The sequence below is a fragment of the Inquilinus sp. OTU3971 genome (assembly GCF_038440215.1).
The window spans coordinates 1-17,519 of sequence record NZ_JASATH010000174.1; the positions used below are offsets into that span (position 1 = coordinate 1).

Genomic DNA, 17,519 nt, shown 5'->3' on the forward strand with positions numbered 1-17,519 from the left:
CCTCGCTCCCCCCCCCCCCCCGCCCCCGCCCGGGCCCCGCCCCCCCCCCCCGCCAGCATGAGCAGGGCAAGCCCGGAGATCATCAGGTCTCTGCGATGCATGGTGAATCGTCCCCGTCAGTTCGAATCCATCGGCCGGCCGAAGCCGCCGGGCGAGACCAGCAGACGGCTCGGAAATGCGGACGCCGCCCCTATCTCCCCAAACTCAATCTCAACTTTGAAGATGAAATACTCAACAACAAATCATCAGAAAAACCCTTGCAACCCATGACATCTATTTGAATAAATACTAAGAATATATACGAATTTATGCAAAATGTATCTGGACCGAGCGGTCGCCAAGGTGCCGCGGCGGCGAGCGGGCAGATGCTTCGGACGAACGGGCGATGGAGGGATGGTGAGCCGGGTGGGGAGCTAAATATCCTAGATAATCCAACACACTAAAACCTACAAACCTCAGCCGTAGGCCCACGACAGATCAATGGATTAGAGCCATTTTTCCAAACCCGAGCGTCTATCGACGCCGTCGCCTCCCGCCCCTGCCCGCTCCTCTTCGAACGTAGCTGCCGTGATGCTGACATCTGATGTGCGGGTGAATATCGTGCCCACAATCGGCACACTCCAAGGTCGCTCAGGCGCGTGCAGATCAGCGCAGGGTCAAATCGGGGACACGCAACGAATCACGCCCACATTCGCCAAGATACGACTGAGGACACCTGGTGTTCGATCAGGCCTGTCCGATTGGCTTGACATCGACTCGCTCGATCTCGGCTCCTTCGGGGAATCGAACCGCGAATAGGGCAGCGGCCGCGACCTCAGCGGTGCTGATCGGTGCATAAGGCCGTTTGTAGAAACTGGCGACGACGTCCGGATGCGTGGCGCTCCGTGAGAATTCCGTGTCGCCGACGAGCCCCGGTGCAATCTCGGTGACCCGGATGTTGTGCTCGGCCAATTCCAGGCGGAGCCCGGTGTTGATGGCGCGCACAGCATGCTTGGTCGCCGCGTAGACGACCGCGTTACGGAACACGGTCGAGCCCAAGGCGGACCCGATGTTGATGATGTGCCCTCGACGTCGCGCGACCATCGCCCGCGCTGCCGCCTGAGTCACCGAGAGCAGGCCGAGGATGTTCGTGTTCACCATGGCCACCCAGTCGGCGAAGGCACCGTCGACAAAAGGGGACGGTGTCTGCACGCCCGCCGCGTTAACAAGGATGTCGAGATCGGAGCGGCGATCGACCAGCCGCGCCGCGAAGTCCGCGTCCGTCAGGTCGCCCGAGACCATGTCGCAGCGGTTGCCGCGCCGGCGGATCATGATGGCGAGCTCTTCAAGACGATCGGCCCTCCGGCCGACACCGACAACGAAAGCCCCGTGTTCGGCGAAGCTGAGCGCGATCGCCCTGCCTATGCCGCTGCTGGCACCGGTGACCAACGCCGTTCGGCCCGACAGCTCAGGCCGTTCGCGGCTCTCATGAAGGATCTCGGGCAAGCGGACCTCCCTCCGTACTGGGCGTGGGTTCCTCACCAAGAACTCAGTTCTACAAAATAGCTTACCGCCACCTTCTGATCGAACAAGGGAAATTCATATCCGAGAACTGAGTTCGATTAATTTCACAACCATCACAGGCGGCGACGCATTTTTCCGTCCCGCCGCAGCGGCGCTAGGCGGCCTGGCCGGCGCCCGCGACGCGTCGAGCCGCCTCGGGGCTGGCGCCCAACCGCAGACATGCCTCCAGGACCGTCCGGCGCAGCTGGCCCTCGATGAACTCCCGCTTTTCCGGCGTCATCCGGATCGATGGCAGCGCGACGGCCAGGGAAGCCATGGGGCGCGAAGAATCGGGGCCGAAGACGGGAAGGCCCAGGGCGACGACTCCGTCGATCCATTCACCGTCGACCGTCGCAAGACCGCCGTTGCGGATCTCCTCGAACTGGCGCAGGAGCCGTTCGCGAGGGAGGGCAGCCCGCGGGGCGAGCGTACCCAATGCTGTCAGCATCCGGGCAATCACCTCCTCGCCCTCGAACGCCGCGAGCGCCTTACCGGACGCGGTGATGAGGGCGGGCGCACGGTCCCCCACTCGCGCGATCGGCGTCAGTGGTTGCCGGCTTTGCTCCCTGAGCACGACGATGATGCTGTCGTTGTCAAGAATCGAAATGGTGACAGCCTCGTCCGTCGCATCCCGCAGGGCCGCGGCGAGGCCGCGCAGCGCCTTCACGATATCGAGTCGCTCGAGGAAGGAACGCCCCAACGGCAGCACCTGCGGGCCGATCGAGTAGTTTCCGGTATGGGGATCCAGCTCGAGATATCGGCGCTGCGTGAGGCTCCGTAGAAGGCCGGTGAGGCTGCTCTTCGGGATGCGAAGGGCCTTCGCGATTCCCGTGTGTGAAAGCCCTTCGGGGGCGGCAGCGATCGCCTCCAGAATGTCGAGAGTCCTGGTTGCGGATTTGACCATCTGCTCGTCCGTTGATCGGGTTCATGGGCCGGCCCCCGCCGCCTCCTGTGTTCAATATGCGGAACCATCATCCGACCGTAAAGCGAGCAATCGGCGAGCATGCTTTCTGAAGCATATTGCCTTTCCATACCGGTTGACTTTACATTTTTGGAACATAGTTCCTTTACATGAACAAGAGGTGCACACGATGGCGCCCAGAAGGGAGACCCAAATGCTCAAGACCGTCGCGGCCGCCGTTCTGATGGGCCTTGCCCTTATCGCCATTCCTGCCGCCGCCCAGTCCTATCCGGAGATGCGCCTGAAATACGCTGTTCATGTTCCGGCCTCGAACGTGGTGGCCGAGGCGGACAAGTACTTCGCGGACGAGGTGAAGCGCCGCAGCGGCGGCAGGATCGTCATCGACATCTATTGGAACCGCGCCCTGGCGAAGCAATCGGAGGTACTGCCGCTGGTCGCTGCCGGAGCGATCGACTTTTCGACGCTCGAGGCTGCGCAATACGGCGAGACGCCGCTTACGGGCTTCGCCAACGCGCTGCCGATGACTTTCTTCGATGCAGGCCAGCTGATGGACGTCTCGCGGTCGCTCTACCGGGATTCGAGCGGCATCAGGACGGAACTCGAAAAGCTGGGCCTGATCGCGCTGTGGGTCCGGCCACTGCCGAACTACCAACTCCTCTGCCGGAAACCTTACAGGACGGTTGCCGATCTCGAGGGGGCCAGGCTGCGCAGCTACGGCGCCTATGTGCCGCTGATGTGGCAGGCCATCGGCGCCAATGCGGTGAATGTGGTGGCGTCTGAACTCTACGACGGGCTGGCCAAGGGAACCTTCGACTGCGCCTACCTGCCCCCGCCGTTCCTTGCCGATTACAAGCTCCAGGAAGCCGCGAAATACCTCCTCGACATTCCCTTCGGGATGATCGAGTTCGCCCCCGTGATCGTCGGGGAGGAGGCCTGGGACTCCTGGCCCGCGGAGGTGCGGCAACTCTTCACCGAGGTTGCCGCCGACACCGAGGCGTTTGCCGTCCGGAGGATTGAGGCCGATGCCGGCCTGGCCGTCGAGAGGATGGTGAAGGACGGCGTCGAGATCGTCCGGTTCGAGGAGACGGCGCAGCTCCGGGGCAAGATCCCCAACATGCTCGACGTCTGGCTCGAGATGCAGCGCGACGCGGGACGGGGGCCGGACGCCGAGGAAATCGTGTCCATCGCCCGCGCGAAGCTTGGCGAATGACGAGCGTCCGGACCGTCGACCGGCCGATGGCGGCGCATTCGCCGAAGGAGTGCCCGGAATGCGTTTGATGATCGGGACGTTCAATCGGGCCGTCCGCCTGATGAACCGAATTGCCCTCGGGGTGGCCTGTGTCTCGGTGTTGGCTCTTGTCGGCATCGGGTCCGCCGATGTGATCGGCACGCAGGTCTTCGGCCGGGCCGTGCCCAGCGCAATCGAGCTGCAGGAGGCCTTCGAGGCGCTGCTGATCTTCATGCCCCTTGCCTGGGTTACCGAGCAGCACGGTCACATCGCCATTGACACCCTGACCTGCCGGATGCCGGCGGCGCTGCGGAGAGGCGCGGAGGTCCTGGCGCTCGTGGCTGCCCTGACCCTGTTCGGCCTGCTCGCCGCGAATACCTGCACGCTTGCGGTGCGCAGCATCGCGGCGAGCGAATTGTCACCCGGCTTCGTGTCCTTCCCGCTCTATCCGTTCAAGGCCGCCGTGTTCCTGGGGTGCCTCGCCGCCGCGCTGGAGGTCGCGCGGCAGCTCCTTGTCCTCGCCGTCTCGAAGCCGACGGCTCGGCATGCCGAGATCGCCGCCGTCCAGTCGGAGATCTTCTGATGTCGCCCCTTGCTCTCGGCGCCACCGCCGTCTTCGGAATCGCCGCCGCGTCCGGCATCGGCATTCCGATCGGGATGTCGATCGCGTTGGTGGCGATTGCCGGCATGCTGCTCACGGCGGGCTATCCCTATGTGGCGGTCACCTTGCAGACGCTGCCCTACGCGACCGCGGCGGACTACACCTTCATCGTCGTGCCCATGTTCGTGCTGATGGGCAATATCGCCGCCGCGGCCGGCATCATCGAGGCGCTGTTCGAGGCCGCCCACAAATGGCTGTCGCGGATGCGGGGCGGGCTCTACGTCTCCACGATCCTTGCCTCCGCCGGCTTTGCCGCCGTCTCCGGGTCCACCGTCGTCAACGCCGCCGTCTTCACGCGTCTGGCGCTGCCGCAGATGATCCGGCTGGGCTACGATCGCGCGGTAAGCTCAGGCTGCATCGCCGCTGCCGGCACCTTCGCGGTCATGATCCCGCCATCCCTGGCCTTCGTGCTCTACGGCATCATGACCGGGGAGTCGGTCGGACGTCTCTTCATCGCCGGGATCATTCCGGGCCTGCTCACGGCCGCGATCTATCTGGCCCTGGTTCCAGCCATGGTGCGCATCGCGCCGAACTGGGCCCCTCCGCCGACGGAACGATACACCCTGACCGAGAAGATGCGCTCGCTGCGGCCCCTCTGGGCCATCGCGCTGCTGGTCGGGGTGGTGCTCGGAGGCATCTATACCGGGCTCTTTCCGCCCTCGGCGGCGGGCGCCATCGGCGCGCTGGGCGCGCTCCTGATCGCGTTGGCGCGGCGGAGGATGACAGCCGCCGTCTTCTGGGACTGCGTTGCGCGCTCGGCGACGATGGCAAGCTCGCTGTTCCTGATCATCATCGCAGGCTTCCTGTTCTCGCGCTTCATGGTGACGAGCGGGTTCGTGCCGGCGCTCGTGGACTGGATCGGATCGAGCGGCATGGGGCCCACGGAGTTTCTTGCCTTCATGGTGGTCTTCTACTTCGTGCTGGGAATGTTCATCGATGGCGCATCGATGGCCGTCATCACCCTGCCGTTCATGTACCCGGTGGCAAAGTCGCTCGGCATCGATCCCGTGTGGTTCGGCGTGCTGTTCGTCAAGCTGGTCGAGATCGGCGCGATCACACCGCCGGTGGGCATCAATCTCTTCGCCGTGGTCTCGGCCAGCGAGGGTCAGATGAAGCTCACCGACGCCGTCCGCGGCATCTGGCCGTTCGTGCTCGTCGAGATCGGCATCCTGGGGCTGCTCATTGCCTTCCCGGCTCTCTCCACCTGGCTGCCGGCCACCATGTAGCCGGCGAAGCCACCGCAGATCTCGTCCGAAACCGCCCTCGCCGGCCCGCCTCGCTTCGAAAGGATCACCATGGCCTCCGCAGACGATGCGCTCGTCACCCTCCGCGAAATGCCGACCGCCACGATCTACGAGGCGGCCGGCAAGCTCGGCGACATGGCGCCGTCGATCAGGCTCCTGACCCCGGGGCTGCGCATGGCCGGTTCGGCCTTCACCGTGAAGACGATGCCCGGCGACAGTCTCGCCGTCCTGCGCGCGATCGCGACCGCCCCCGCCGGCTCGGTGCTCGTAATCGACGGCGGCGGAACCGACCGGTCGACCGTATGGGGCGGCACCTCGACGATCGCCGCCATGGTGCGCGGCATTGCCGGGCTGGTGACGAACGGAGCCATACGGGACATCGACGAGATCCGGAGCCTCGGCTTCCCGGTCTTCGGCGCGGGCCTCTCGCTGCGCGGAACCGTCAAGGCCCATCCCGGCTGGGACCGCCTCCCGGTGTCGGTCGGCGGCGTGGTCGTGTGCCCCGGCGACCTTGTGGTCGGAGATTCGGACGGGGTGGTCGTGGTGGCGTCGGCCCGGCTCGCCGATGTCGCCCTGCGCGCAGTGGAACAGAAGCAGCTGGAGAACGCCCGGGATTTGCGCATCCGCGCCGGAGCGGATCTCCGCGAGGTACTGGAACTGCCGATTGCGGGGTGACGGCGATGACGGGCCAGACCATCAGCGAGAAGATCCTCTCCAGGGCCTGCGACCGCCGGGTCAAGGCCGGCGACTACGTCTATCCCGTGCCCGACCTGATCACCGTGCACGACTGGTACGTGGCGCAGTTCGATGCGGCGTTGCGCGAGCTCGGCGTCGAGCGCCTCCGCGAGCCGGAGAAGGTGCTGCTCTCCAGCGACCACGAACCGCTGGCCGTCAGCCTTCAGGCGGCCCAACGCCAGAAGGCTGTGCGCGAGATCGCCGCCAGATACGGCATCAGACACTTCTACGATGCCGGCCGTGGCGGCCACGGCCACATCTTTCCCATGGAACGCGGCCTCGTGCGCCCCGGGATGCTGGTTCTCGCATACGATCCGCACGTGACCAACTACGGCGCGGTGGGATGCCTCGGCATCTCTCTCGTCATCGAGATCTCCGAGGTGCTGGCCACGGGGACCGCATGGATCCGGGTCCCGGAGACGATTCGGATCGAGCTGAGCGGGGAGCGGCGCCCGGGCGTGACGATCCGCGATGTCGCCCAGCGCCTGATCGCCGATCTCGGGGCCGATCTCGTCGACTATTGCACGGTCGAGTTCGGCGGCTCGGCCCTGGACGCAATCGGCGTGGATCAGCGCATGACCCTGTGCAACACGCCCGTCGAGTTGGGCGCGAAGTCCGTCGTCGTCGAACCGGATGAGGTCGTGGAGGCGTGGCTCGCGTCCCGGGTGCACGGAGGGATCGAGCCGGTCGGCAGCGACCCGGATGCGGCGTTCAAGGCAACACTCTGCTACGACCTCGGTCTCCTCGAGCCTCAGGTGGCCGTTCCGCCCACCCCGGACCGGGTCGTCGGCGTGTCGCGCGTGGCTGGGCGCCCCGTCCAGCATGCCTTCATTGGCTCCTGTGCCAACGCATCCCTGTCTGATCTGCGAGATGCCGCAACGATCCTGCGGGGACACAGGATCTCACAGGGCGTCAGGCTCGTCGTGACGCCCGGCACACCGGAGATCGCTTCGCAGGCAGCCGCGGAAGGGGTGCTGTCGGTGTTCCACGATGCCGGCGCAATGGTGACACCGGCGGGGTGCGGCCCCTGCGCGGGCGGGCGGATCGCGCCGCTGGCCCCCGGCGAGGTGTCTATCAACACCGGAACCCGCAATGATCCGGGGCGGCTCGGCGCGCGCGATGCGGAGATCTACCTCGCCAGCCCCCTGACCGTCGCCGCCTCGGCCGTCATGGGGGCGATCGCGGATCCCCGCGACTTTCTCTGAGGAGGCGGCGATGGATTGGGTGCTCCGCGGACGCTGCTGGAAGTTCGGGCACGACGTCGCCGTGGACGGGGACATGATGCCGCTCGAGCTGGCCCTGGCCCGCGAGACGCGGCCGGAGATCCTACGCCGGTACTCGCTGATCGGCCTCGATCCCGAGTTCCCGGCCAAGGTTCAGCGCGGCGACATCATCGTCGGAGGTCGCCGCTTCGCCCAGGGGAACCCCCATATCCAAGGCCTGCTCGGCATCGCGGCCCATGGCTGCGGCCTCGTCTGCGAGTCGATCCCCCGCGGAAGCCTTCGGAATGCCGTCAACGCCGGCCTCCCCCTCCTCCCTCATTGCCGGGGCATAACGGAACGGGTGGAGACCGGCGACGAGTTGGAGGTCGACTTCGCGAGCGGCGAGATGATCAACCACACGCGGCAATGGACGGGGCGTTACCAGCCGCTTCCTGCATTTCTTCTCGACATCGTCGCAGCCGGCGGTTGGGAAGCCTCGCTTCGGGACAGGCTCAAGCGGCGGCGTCCAGTGCCCCCATGACGACTGTCCCTCGTTGAGCTTCGCCCACGGGCCTTGCCCGCCGCGTCGAGGCGATTTTGCCGACACCAGAGACGGTCGAACCGTCCAGGACTGTGTCGTTCGCATCCCCTAAGACAGGAGGCTTCGTTGCTGCATCCGCTCGATTTCCCGCGTTCCCATCGTCTCACCCAGGCTTCGCAGCGCGACAACCGCTTGGGCAATGGCTTTGACACCGCGGTCGACCGGCTGCGGCAGACCGGCGTCCCCGGGCAAACATCCGCGCCGGAGGAGGATGAGGCGACGCCCGGTGGAGTTGTCGTGCGCCGGATCCGGTTCGGCGACACCGCGATCGAGATCGGCGAGGAGCACGACTATACGGTGGCGCAGCTGCAGCTGATGAATCCGGCGCTGCGGGACAACCCGAATGTCCTCGTCGAGGGCGATATGCTGACGATCCTCGACCAGGCCTTGTTCGAGAGCGTCCAGGCGGCGGTTCGGATAACGGACGAGGCGGTGACTGCGCAGGCTTCCTACGACGCCATGACGCGCGATCTCGCCGCGGTACCGGCCAATCTCCGGAACCTATACGCCGCGGAGGCTCCATCGGTGCGGCAGACAGCGGAAGAGAGACGCGGGGAGGCGGCGGCGTTGCTGGCGCCCGGCTTGCTCGAAGCTGGCCTGGCCTCCGCACTGGACGAGGACGGCCTAACCGATGCGCTGGACAGCCATGTCGATGCCATCATGCCGGTGGGCGACGGGCATTCCGGGTTCGCTGCGATTGTCAATCAGGCCAGATCCGACGCCCGGGCTCAGATCGACGACATCTTCGGCCGGGAGGTGACGTTCGAGGACCAGGCGACGGGGGAGGAGCGAGCGGCCAGCCTGCGCGACCTGGTCGCGGCGGCCGAGGGCACGCCGACCACCACCCGGCGCCAGGACGGGTCGACGGAATGGGCGAATGTGCGGCAGGGCATGGTGGCCTTGATGGACGAGCTGTCGGACGAGGCGGTCGAGGCCAATGGCGGCAATGGGGCGAACGACAACCTGATCCGGACCGAGGCCGTGCGCAATGTCGCTCAGATCCTGGCGGCGGCGACACCGAACCGAGACCTCGCCTTCGACAGCGATCCGTTGGTGTCGATGGTCAATGGCGCCGCGGACGAGATCCTGGTCCTGCGCTCCGTCCAGGCCGTCAACGACGCGGCGGAAGACATGGATGCCGCCCTCGATGCGCCGGACACGCTGCCGGCGCTGACGACGCTCGTGGAACAGACGGAAGGCATCGACATCGGCCTCGCTGCCCAGCGGGTCCAGGGGTCGCAATCCGCGGTCGAGGGTGCCCTGTTCGACCTGTTCCGTCAGCAGGTCGACCTCGGCAGAGCGGCCGATATGGCAGACGACCCGAGGGTCCGAAACGCGATGACGGACCTCACGCTCCTGGCGGACCGGATGCACACAGCCGAGGGCCAGGATGCGGTCCGGGATCTCGCGGCCACGCTGGTCCGGGTGATCGAGCTGACCGGGTCGCAGTCGCGCCAGTCGTCGGAGAGCGTGGCGCTCCAGATCGGCGCCGGCTTGCGCGAGGCGATCAGCGACGGCCACAGCCCCGCCCTGGCGCAGGAGGTCGCGCGCCAACTGATGGCAGGCGAAGACGGCGCCCCCCGGTACGAGGCGGAGGCGTCGATCATCCTCGAGCAGGCCGGGATGGGCGTCGAGCGGCTGCAGGAGAACGCCGCATCCACCGGGCAGGAGTTCTACGACGACGTCGTCTACCCGGCCGAGCTGGGGCGGCAGAATTTCGAGGGATCGACCACGTTCTCGCACGAGGACGGGGTCGCCGCGCTGCTGGAGTCGGAGCAGGACCTGGTCGAGCAGACCGATCGCTACGGCGAGGCCGTGGTCCTGACGCTGGCTGCGACGCAGAAGCTACCGCCCGAGCTGGAAGGGCTGGACGGCGCCCATCGCCTGCAGGACGCCCGGTCCGCGCTCGAGACCGAGGTGAACCAGGACGTGGTGACCGGCGAGGGCGAGGAGGCGGAGGTCAACGCCATCCCGCTTCTCACCCAGTACAGCCCCAGCGCGGCCCTGGCGTCGCAACGGGTGGCCGCAGACCAGGCCGCCGCGCGGATGCGCGACGTTCCCGCGGAGGATCTCGACCGGCTGGTCGAGGAGCTCGGCCGGCTGCCGGCAGACGACCCCTACGCCCAGATGGCTTCCGAGCTGGAATCGCTGGAGGATCCCCGGGCCGTGCTTTACGAGAGCCCGGAGCTGACGCTCGCCCTGCTCGACCGCTTCAGCGAGCCCGATCCCGCCGAACCGGATGTGCGACCGGCGCCGAATGCCGGCTTCCTGTCCCGAGCCGGGCGAGACATCCTGCTGGAGGTCTTCTCCTTCCAGAGCCAGGCCGGCGGCGGCATGCTCCCCGGCATGACACCGATCCAGCCCACGATGAACACGCGGCTCGATGCCCTCCAGGCTCGCCTCGACGCGCAGAGACGCATGGCGGCACTGTACAATCCGCAGAACGCCGCACGCAGCGGCTTCTCGGCGCTGACCGGTACCGCCCAGCGGCTCTGGCTCCAGGCCAACCCGATCCAGGACATCGAGGCCCGCACCGGTTTCGCGGCGCGCGCCCCGGCCATCCCCTTCGTCAGCATCGGGTCTGCAGCCCTGAACGCCTGGGGTGCCACTTTCCTTGAGGCACCGAGGGTGATGGACCGGCTCTGGGGTGGGTATTTCGCCGCCGCCACGGCCTGGGACCTGACCCAGGCGGTCGGCGGCGCGCGCGCCTGGGCCACCGGCCGGGCCAACTTCTCGCAAATCAGCAGACTGCGCGGCTGGGGGTGGCTGCCGCGCATCTTCGGCGGCGCTACGGCCGCCCTGTCGGTGGCCTATACCTTCGACGAGCTGCGCCGGGGCGACCTGCCGATGGCCGCCGCTTGGGTGCCGGGCACCGCCGCCAGCATCTATGCCCTGGCTCCGGGGGCGACCGCGGCGGGGCCGGCCGTCGCTGTAGGCTTCCTGCTCACCGCGGGGCTGGTCACAGGCATCAACCAATACCGCCATGTCCAGGACGCCAACCGCCTCGAAGGGCCGCTGGCCACCTATCTGCGCGGCGCGGCCCCCAATGTCGACAAGCCTGAAAGCCTGGCGAACTGCGACGAGAACGGCGTGCCCTACTTGGCTCTAAACCCGGAGATCGCGCGGGCGCAGGGCGTCGAGCCACATGAGATGGTCGACTATCTCTACAGCCTCGACGAGGGGGAACTGCTCGGCGAGCGCGACATGCTGATCGACTACGCCCTCCAGGTGAAGCCGAATGACGGCGAGTTCCCGGTTCGGTCGGAGCCAGGAGAAGAAGCGCCGGACACAGTCGAACTCCATACCACGCCGGACGGGGAGCGGGTGCCGGTCCTGGGACCCAGCCGGAACCGGATCGAGACGATCGAGGATTTCCAGCGCTGGGCACAGGGTGCCGGATATGCCCTGCCGACCGGATCCTGAGACGGAGGTGTGTCACGGGTCCGGACGGCAGAGCTCTCCGGCTCTACGTCGAAGGCCAGGACATGGACATGAGTGCCCCCTGACGGTCTATGTATGTCGGCAGTCTCGAGTGACTGCGGACACGCGGCGTGCCGCAAAGCAGAAGCCGGCGGGCTTTCGCCAGCGGGGCCCCGGTCAGACCTCGATATCGAGGGAGTTATAACAAAGTTGGTTGCAGGGACAGGATACCACCGATACCCATACAAGCTCGCCACCGCAGTATAGCTTCCGCGAATCTCTCCCAGACGGCCCCGGCCATGCGGAGCGTGCCAATGAGGAGGTCGATGCCGCTGCGGCCGATGGTGTCAAGCGGGGCGCCGCCATGTGCCGAACCGATGCAAGGCACAGTTCGCCGTCCTCTTCAGGGAGCGCTTCATCAGGGCCATGGCGGCCCGACGTGTTGAACCACCCGCCCTACACGGACTTGCTGACAGTCCCTGCCGTTACGAGGCCAGATCAAGGTCCGACTTCAGCGCGACAAGGAAGCGTGCCGCCTCGCCCCCCGTCACGACACGGTGATCGAAGGTCAGGGACAACGGCAACACCCTGCGCACCGCCGGCTGGCCCCCATGCACCATGACGCGTCGGTCGACGCGGCCGGCCCCGATGATCGCCACCTGGGGCGGTACGACGACGAGGCTCGCGAAGCGTCCGCCGATCATGCCGAAATTCGACAAGGTGATGGTCGCCCCTCTCAGCTCCTCCAACGGGATCGAGCGCGCGGCGGCATCGGCCCGCAGCTGATCGAGGCCGGCGCGCAGGTCGCCTGCGGCACGCCCGCCGACATCGCGCAAGACCGGAACGATGAGACCGTCCCCGGTGTCCACCGCGATGCCGATATCGATGCGCGACAGCAGCCGTCGCTCGCCAGCCCCTGCATCGTACCAGGCATTGAGTGACGGCTCGGCCTTGCAGGCCGCTGCGATCGCCCGCAAAAGCCGGATCGTGACGTCCTCGCCTGGCGCCCAGTCGTCGATGTCCGCCTCGTCGGTCACCCCGGCGGGGACGACTTCGGCATGCGCGGCCGCCATCCTCTGCGCCATGGCGCGACGCATGCCTCTCAGCGCCTCGGGAGGGCCCGCGTCAACCAAGCTCCTGGCTGCCCGCTCGACGTCCGCACGCGTGATCGTGCCGTCGGGCCCGGTGGCCTGCACGAGATTGAGGTCGACGTCGAGCTTGCGCGCAAGCGCCCGCACCGCCGGAAGGACGCGCAGGCGGCCGCCGCCCACCGGTTCCGTCGGCGCCACGACCTTCAGAGGCCCCTGCCCTCCCCGATCGAGTTCGCCGACCACCGTACCGGCATCCTCTTCGACCGTGTCCGCGAATGCGACGAGCGGGGCGCCAACCTTCACCACATCTCCCTTGGCGCCGAACAGGCGGACGATGCGGCCACTCCAGGGCGACGGCACCTCCACGACGGCCTTGTCCGTTTCGACCGACACGAGCGGCTGATCGACGACCACATGGTCGCCTTCCGTCACGTGCCAATCGACGATCTCCGCCTCCTCGAGGCCTTCGCCGAGATCGGGCAGGAGGAACTCGCGCATGGGAGCCTCCGATGAGCGTCAACCGAACTGGCAGATCCGGCGTGCCGCGGCCACGATGCGACCGACCGATGGCATGTAGTACTGCTCAAGCCGGTGCAGTGGTATGACCGTGTCATAGCCGGTGACCCGGGCAATCGGGGCGAGCAGCGAAGTCAGCCCGCGCTCGGCGATCAGAGCGGCGATCTCGGCGCCGAAGCCTCCGGTACGCGCCGCCTCGTGCACGACGACGCATCGTCCGGTCTTTGCCACCGAGGCGAGCAGGGTCCGCTCATCGTAAGGCTTGAGCGTCGCGAGATCGATCACCTCCGCGTCGATGCCGTCGGCTGCAAGCTCTTCGGCGGCCATCAGAGTCTCCTTCAGCGTCGCTCCCCAGCTGACGAGTGTCACGTCCCGCCCTTCCCGCAGCACGAAGGCGACGTCCAGCGGCAACGCCTCCCCGCTGTCCGCAACCTGACCTTTCACCGCCCGGTAGAGCCGCGTCGGTTCGAGGAACACCACCGGGTCCGGATCGCGGATTGCGGCAAGAAGGAGACCGTAGGCGCGTTCGGGCGAGGACGGCACCACGACGCGCAGCCCCGGAATTTGGGCCAGCATGGCCTCGGTGCTCTCCGAGTGATGCTCCGGAGCGCGGATTCCGGCGCCGCAGGGGGTGCGCAGGACCATCGGACAGCTGAGCCGCCCCTGGGTGCGATTGCGGAGCCTGGAGGCATGGTTCGCCAACTGATCGATACAAGGATAGAGGAAACCCATGAACTGAATCTCGCCCACGGGCCGCAGGCCCTGAGCCGCCATGCCGACGCACAGACCGCTGATCAGGAGTTCGGACAGTGGCGTGTCGATCACGCGCTCGGCTCCGAACCGCTGCTGCAAACCAGCAGTGGCGCGAAAGACGCCGCCGTTGATCCCGACATCCTCGCCGAGCACGATGACATTGGGGTCGTCCTCCAGAGCGCGGGCCAACGCCAGGTTGATGGATTCGACGAGCGTCACCTCAGGCATCGGATGCTCCCTTCACTTCATCGCGCTGGGCGACGTAGGCCTCCGGGAGCTCGGCATAGAGATGATCGAACATGGTTCCGGGCGGGCGCGGGCCTATGGCCAGATAGTGCGCGGTGGCCGCCTCGATACGCGTCTGACAGTCTGCCGACAGCCGCTCCTCCGCCGCCTTGTCCCACGCCTGCCGGCTCACGAGATGAGCCCTGATCCGTGCGATGGGCTCCTCCTTCCAGCGCGCCTGGACCTCCTCCGGCGAGCGATAGCGTGCGGCATCATCTGCCGTCGTGTGGTCACCGAGCCTATAGGTCACGGCCTCGATGAGACGAGGTCCCTCGCCGGTTCGGGCGGCAGCGATCGCCTCCTCCACGGCGGCACGAACCGCAATCACGTCGTTGCCGTCCACCTGCTCGCCCGGGAATCCGGCAGCAATCGCCTTCTGGGCCAGGGTCTGCGATGCGGTCTGGAGCTTGATCGGTACGGAAATGGCCCATTGGTTGTTGTTGACGACGAACACGACCGGCAGCTTCCAGACACCGGCGAAGTTCATCGCTTCCCACAGATCGCCCTTCGAGGTCGCCCCGTCACCGAGCAGGCACACAGCGACCCTCGGCTCCCTTCTGAGCCTGAAGGCATAGGCGACGCCCGCAGCATGCGGTGCCTGCGACCCGACAGGGATACAGAACGGGAAATCATGGGCGGGCCCGGAGAAGCAACTGCCGCGCTCGTCGCCCCCCCAATAGAGCAGGATCTCCTCCATCTTGACCCCGCGCCAGAGAAGCGCTCCGGTGTCACGGTAGGAAGGGAGGAGTACGTCTTCCACCCGCATGCCGCTGGCGATGCCGACCGACACCGCCTCCTGGCCGAGGGAGACGGGATAGGTCCCAAGGCGCCCCGTGCGCTGAAGGGCTACGGCCTTCACGTCGAAGGCGCGGGTCAGCACCATGGCCCGAAACAGAGAGACCAGCAAATCCGTGTCGGACGCGAAGCTCGGCAACCCTTTGCGGACGCGGCCGTCCGGCGCGAGATAGCTGCGGCGGCGCACCTCAAACCGCGCAATCACCGGGAGTTCCAGATCGGCCGCTGTTGTTTCAGCCATGCTCTCGCCTCGTGTCGGTGGACGGTTGAGCGCTCATGAGGCTCGCAGGCGAGGCGCCGGCTCACCCCCTTGCGGAGGCGGCAGTGAAGCGGAATGGCCGGGATCATCGATCATCGGGTGAGCGATGCGCCACGGGGCTGCATGTCCCACAATCCGGATCCAGCTTTCGGACCGACGGGTCCTCAGCTGTGGATCGTGAAGCGGCCGTGCTGCGTCCCTGCCGTGAGCCGCGCAAACTGCGCCTGACTCATATGGACAAGCGTCGCGTGATCGCCGCTCTCCAGATAGACCTCTGGTTGTTCCTGGATACTGTCATCGACGATCACACCCAGGCCGTAGCACGCGCCAACCGGGGGGACGGCACCGTGGGCACAGTCCCGGAAGATCTCATCGATCTCCGTTTCGGAGGCGAGCTCGATGTCACGACCGAGTTGCGTCCTCAGATCCGACAAGCGGAGGTGGTGCGACGCCGGCAGGACGGCGAGGACGAAGCCGCTCTCACGGCGAAGCACGACGCCTTTGGCCAGACGATCCGCTGGGATGTGACATGCTTCGGCCGTGCCTGTGGACGATCGCGTCGAGTCATGTGTGATCACATCGTACTCGATGCGCTCGTCAGCGAGATACTTCTGGAGTGTCGGGGCAATGGCCATAGTGTTCCCTCCTATGCGCCGACCATAGGCTGCGCGCTCTGTGAGGGTCGTCCTGGCAGGCCGCCGCCTCACGGTGCGTGGCTGCTCACTTCGTTATGATACGTCCCTTACTCGTCGGCGACAATCGATCCCGATGTGTGGCTGCGGATTCGCGTCAACACGGTTTCGACATGGGGCCTGATCCAACGCTGATTGGGACCCATATGGCCGAAGTACGGGCGACGCCGAACGCCTGTGAAGAGTCAGGTTGCGCCGAAGCGCGCTTCCGCATAGTATTCTTAGCCCGATAAGAACATATTCATTGAGCGATCCAAGACCAAATGTCTGACAACATTTGAAATGTATGACTTACGTCTGTGAAAGGGCACAAATCTCGTTCTTTGGATCAATAAATTTATTGACAAAGATGAAGAGAGCTGATTTATCGACCGAGGCAGCTGGATTCAAGGTCGCCCAAGCATAGTGTCCCCGGCGCATCACTGGAGATGCGACATCGCAGCGATGCGCCGGCCCAGGCATTCGCGGCGAACCCATCTGTCGACGCTTTCCCAACGACCACAGGAACCCACGAACCCAGGGAGGACCGGCAAATGCCCGCAGACAGCACCGATTTGATCCGGGGTTTGCCTGACGCGCCGCCGCAACAGGGCGGCTTCATCGGTGGAGCTTGGCCGATCGGCCGCACTGCCCTCGCGGCGCTGATTGATATGGGCATGACGGAAGAGGACATCGCGCGCTACTTTTCGGTCAGCCTCAGCAGTGTTGCCGCGATCCGCGCAGAGTACCTCGTCGCCAAGACAACCGGTTCGGAGCTTGCGTAAGAGCGGCGGCGATGACGGTTCGTGCTGGGCAAACCTTGCCCCCCTCAGCTGTCGACCGGAGGAGTGGGGTCACAGATGTCTTTCATCAGGGGTCAACTGGCGGGAGTGATCTCGACCGCCGCGGCGGACGGCACTCATTGCTGAGGAAACATGCACAACAAAGTCCTTTACCTGGTCTCCACCCCCAACCCTGAGGCGAGTCACCGCGCTACGCAGCCGCTGTTCCGGACGCGGACCGCGACCGGTCCCGGCCTCACGGATTTTGAGCGGCTTGGGCTGTCTGTCGAGGGCGTCGGAACCGAATGGGTGCAACTGACCGGCTGTTTTGCGAAGCGGCTTGACCTCCGTATCACCGGCCGGCCGCGCGAGGACGACGACGACTCCGCGGCCATTGTCTGGGACGTTCTCGCCCACTGGCGGCTGCCGCGCCGGCATTGCCTCGTCCCGTCGGATGTCGATGAGTGGCTCGGGATGTGCAGCCTCGACGCCTTTGCCCTGCTCCGCGGGCTCCGGAACGACGCGATCGCGGAGACCACCGGCTTGGCGACAGTCTCGGATTGCTTCGAGCATTGCGGCCGGCGCGTCGTCAACCCGTTCCGCGACCGCTTCGGCAACGACACCTGCCCTGCCAGCGAGTACGGCCATGCCTATCGGCTGTGGCGGAGCCGTTGGTGCGAGGTCTCGGGGAATACCCGGATCAATAGCTGATAGCGGGCTTGTCACGTTGTCGAGTGTGGCCGCTCTGAAGCGAGCGTCCGCCGGGCTCAGGCGGCGACGCCTGCCGCGTTACGCCATGCCGCGAACGCCTC

At 66.3% G+C, this 17,519-nt stretch carries 15 protein-coding genes; 9 read left to right on the forward strand and 6 right to left on the reverse strand.

Going from position 1 to position 17,519, the window contains the following annotated elements; translation table 11 throughout:
• Window positions 1–726: 726 nt before the first annotated feature.
• Both AAHM41_RS31390 and AAHM41_RS31395 read right to left on the reverse strand, forming a co-directional pair.
• Window positions 727–1,485: an SDR family oxidoreductase gene (locus tag AAHM41_RS31390; RefSeq protein ID WP_342240566.1), complete on the reverse strand. Its 759-nt coding sequence runs from the start codon at window positions 1,483–1,485 to the stop codon at window positions 727–729.
• Window positions 1,486–1,657: 172 nt separating this feature from the next.
• The gene (locus tag AAHM41_RS31395; RefSeq protein WP_342240567.1) at window positions 1,658–2,446 is read right to left on the reverse strand and encodes an IclR family transcriptional regulator; all 789 of its coding nucleotides are present in this window, start codon (window positions 2,444–2,446) and stop codon (window positions 1,658–1,660) included.
• Between the two features lie 211 nt (window positions 2,447–2,657).
• Here AAHM41_RS31395 and dctP point away from each other — a divergent pair, with 211 nt between their 5' ends.
• The 7 genes from dctP (at window position 2,658) to AAHM41_RS31430 (ending at window position 11,558) form a co-directional block, all read left to right on the forward strand.
• Complete coding sequence (gene dctP, locus AAHM41_RS31400; RefSeq protein ID WP_342240568.1) at window positions 2,658–3,674, forward strand: TRAP transporter substrate-binding protein DctP; 1,017 nt, start codon at window positions 2,658–2,660, stop codon at window positions 3,672–3,674.
• A gap of 58 nt (window positions 3,675–3,732) precedes the next feature.
• The gene (locus AAHM41_RS31405; protein WP_342240569.1) at window positions 3,733–4,275 is read left to right on the forward strand and encodes a TRAP transporter small permease; all 543 of its coding nucleotides are present in this window, start codon (window positions 3,733–3,735) and stop codon (window positions 4,273–4,275) included.
• Entirely contained in the window at window positions 4,275–5,579 is a 1,305-nt protein-coding gene (locus AAHM41_RS31410; RefSeq protein ID WP_342240570.1) for a TRAP transporter large permease, read from the forward strand. The genes AAHM41_RS31405 and AAHM41_RS31410 overlap by 1 nt, the downstream gene beginning before the upstream one ends.
• A 69-nt stretch (window positions 5,580–5,648) precedes the next feature.
• Window positions 5,649–6,272, forward strand: coding sequence for an RraA family protein (locus AAHM41_RS31415; protein WP_342240571.1), 624 nt, complete (start codon window positions 5,649–5,651; stop codon window positions 6,270–6,272).
• 5 nt (window positions 6,273–6,277) lie between these two features.
• Window positions 6,278–7,537, forward strand: coding sequence for a 3-isopropylmalate dehydratase large subunit (locus AAHM41_RS31420; RefSeq protein ID WP_342240572.1), 1,260 nt, complete (start codon window positions 6,278–6,280; stop codon window positions 7,535–7,537).
• Window positions 7,538–7,547: 10 nt separating this feature from the next.
• Window positions 7,548–8,075, forward strand: coding sequence for a 3-isopropylmalate dehydratase (locus tag AAHM41_RS31425; protein ID WP_342240573.1), 528 nt, complete (start codon window positions 7,548–7,550; stop codon window positions 8,073–8,075).
• Between the two features lie 126 nt (window positions 8,076–8,201).
• Complete coding sequence (locus AAHM41_RS31430; protein WP_342240574.1) at window positions 8,202–11,558, forward strand: hypothetical protein; 3,357 nt, start codon at window positions 8,202–8,204, stop codon at window positions 11,556–11,558.
• Between the two features lie 482 nt (window positions 11,559–12,040).
• Here AAHM41_RS31430 and AAHM41_RS31435 read toward each other — a convergent pair whose 3' ends face one another.
• The 4 genes from AAHM41_RS31435 to AAHM41_RS31450 all read right to left on the reverse strand — a co-directional run bounded on the left by AAHM41_RS31435 (window position 12,041) and on the right by AAHM41_RS31450 (window position 15,889).
• On the reverse strand, window positions 12,041–13,144 hold the full coding sequence (locus AAHM41_RS31435) for a dihydrolipoamide acetyltransferase family protein (protein ID WP_342240575.1): 1,104 nt from the start codon (window positions 13,142–13,144) through the stop codon (window positions 12,041–12,043).
• Between the two features lie 18 nt (window positions 13,145–13,162).
• Window positions 13,163–14,143, reverse strand: coding sequence for an alpha-ketoacid dehydrogenase subunit beta (locus AAHM41_RS31440; protein ID WP_342240576.1), 981 nt, complete (start codon window positions 14,141–14,143; stop codon window positions 13,163–13,165).
• The gene (gene pdhA, locus AAHM41_RS31445; RefSeq protein WP_342240577.1) at window positions 14,136–15,236 is read right to left on the reverse strand and encodes a pyruvate dehydrogenase (acetyl-transferring) E1 component subunit alpha; all 1,101 of its coding nucleotides are present in this window, start codon (window positions 15,234–15,236) and stop codon (window positions 14,136–14,138) included. The genes AAHM41_RS31440 and pdhA overlap by 8 nt, the downstream gene beginning before the upstream one ends.
• Before the next feature lie 182 nt (window positions 15,237–15,418).
• On the reverse strand, window positions 15,419–15,889 hold the full coding sequence (locus AAHM41_RS31450; RefSeq protein WP_342240578.1) for an aminoacyl-tRNA deacylase: 471 nt from the start codon (window positions 15,887–15,889) through the stop codon (window positions 15,419–15,421).
• Between the two features lie 590 nt (window positions 15,890–16,479).
• Between AAHM41_RS31450 and AAHM41_RS31455 the strand changes: the two genes are divergently transcribed.
• Both AAHM41_RS31455 and AAHM41_RS31460 read left to right on the forward strand, forming a co-directional pair.
• Window positions 16,480–16,710, forward strand: a complete 231-nt coding sequence (locus AAHM41_RS31455) for a hypothetical protein (RefSeq protein ID WP_342240579.1) — start codon at window positions 16,480–16,482, stop codon at window positions 16,708–16,710.
• A 150-nt stretch (window positions 16,711–16,860) separates the two neighbouring features.
• Window positions 16,861–17,418: a hypothetical protein gene (locus tag AAHM41_RS31460; RefSeq protein ID WP_342240580.1), complete on the forward strand. Its 558-nt coding sequence runs from the start codon at window positions 16,861–16,863 to the stop codon at window positions 17,416–17,418.
• Window positions 17,419–17,519: the final 101 nt, after the last annotated feature.

Bases quoted from the DNA above. Each gene is read 5' to 3' on its own strand.
- AAHM41_RS31395 (WP_342240567.1), bottom strand. From the start codon at position 2,446: ATGGTCAAATCCGCAACCAGGACTCTCGACATTCTGGAGGCGATCGCT.
- dctP (WP_342240568.1), top strand. From the start codon at position 2,658: ATGCTCAAGACCGTCGCGGCCGCCGTTCTGATGGGCCTTGCCCTTATC.
- AAHM41_RS31405 (WP_342240569.1), top strand. From the start codon at position 3,733: ATGCGTTTGATGATCGGGACGTTCAATCGGGCCGTCCGCCTGATGAAC.
- AAHM41_RS31410 (WP_342240570.1), top strand. From the start codon at position 4,275: ATGTCGCCCCTTGCTCTCGGCGCCACCGCCGTCTTCGGAATCGCCGCC.
- AAHM41_RS31415 (WP_342240571.1), top strand. From the start codon at position 5,649: ATGGCCTCCGCAGACGATGCGCTCGTCACCCTCCGCGAAATGCCGACC.
- AAHM41_RS31420 (WP_342240572.1), top strand. From the start codon at position 6,278: ATGACGGGCCAGACCATCAGCGAGAAGATCCTCTCCAGGGCCTGCGAC.
- AAHM41_RS31425 (WP_342240573.1), top strand. From the start codon at position 7,548: ATGGATTGGGTGCTCCGCGGACGCTGCTGGAAGTTCGGGCACGACGTC.
- AAHM41_RS31435 (WP_342240575.1), bottom strand. From the start codon at position 13,144: ATGCGCGAGTTCCTCCTGCCCGATCTCGGCGAAGGCCTCGAGGAGGCG.
- AAHM41_RS31440 (WP_342240576.1), bottom strand. From the start codon at position 14,143: ATGCCTGAGGTGACGCTCGTCGAATCCATCAACCTGGCGTTGGCCCGC.
- pdhA (WP_342240577.1), bottom strand. From the start codon at position 15,236: ATGGCTGAAACAACAGCGGCCGATCTGGAACTCCCGGTGATTGCGCGG.
- AAHM41_RS31450 (WP_342240578.1), bottom strand. From the start codon at position 15,889: ATGGCCATTGCCCCGACACTCCAGAAGTATCTCGCTGACGAGCGCATC.
- AAHM41_RS31455 (WP_342240579.1), top strand. From the start codon at position 16,480: ATGCCCGCAGACAGCACCGATTTGATCCGGGGTTTGCCTGACGCGCCG.
- AAHM41_RS31460 (WP_342240580.1), top strand. From the start codon at position 16,861: ATGCACAACAAAGTCCTTTACCTGGTCTCCACCCCCAACCCTGAGGCG.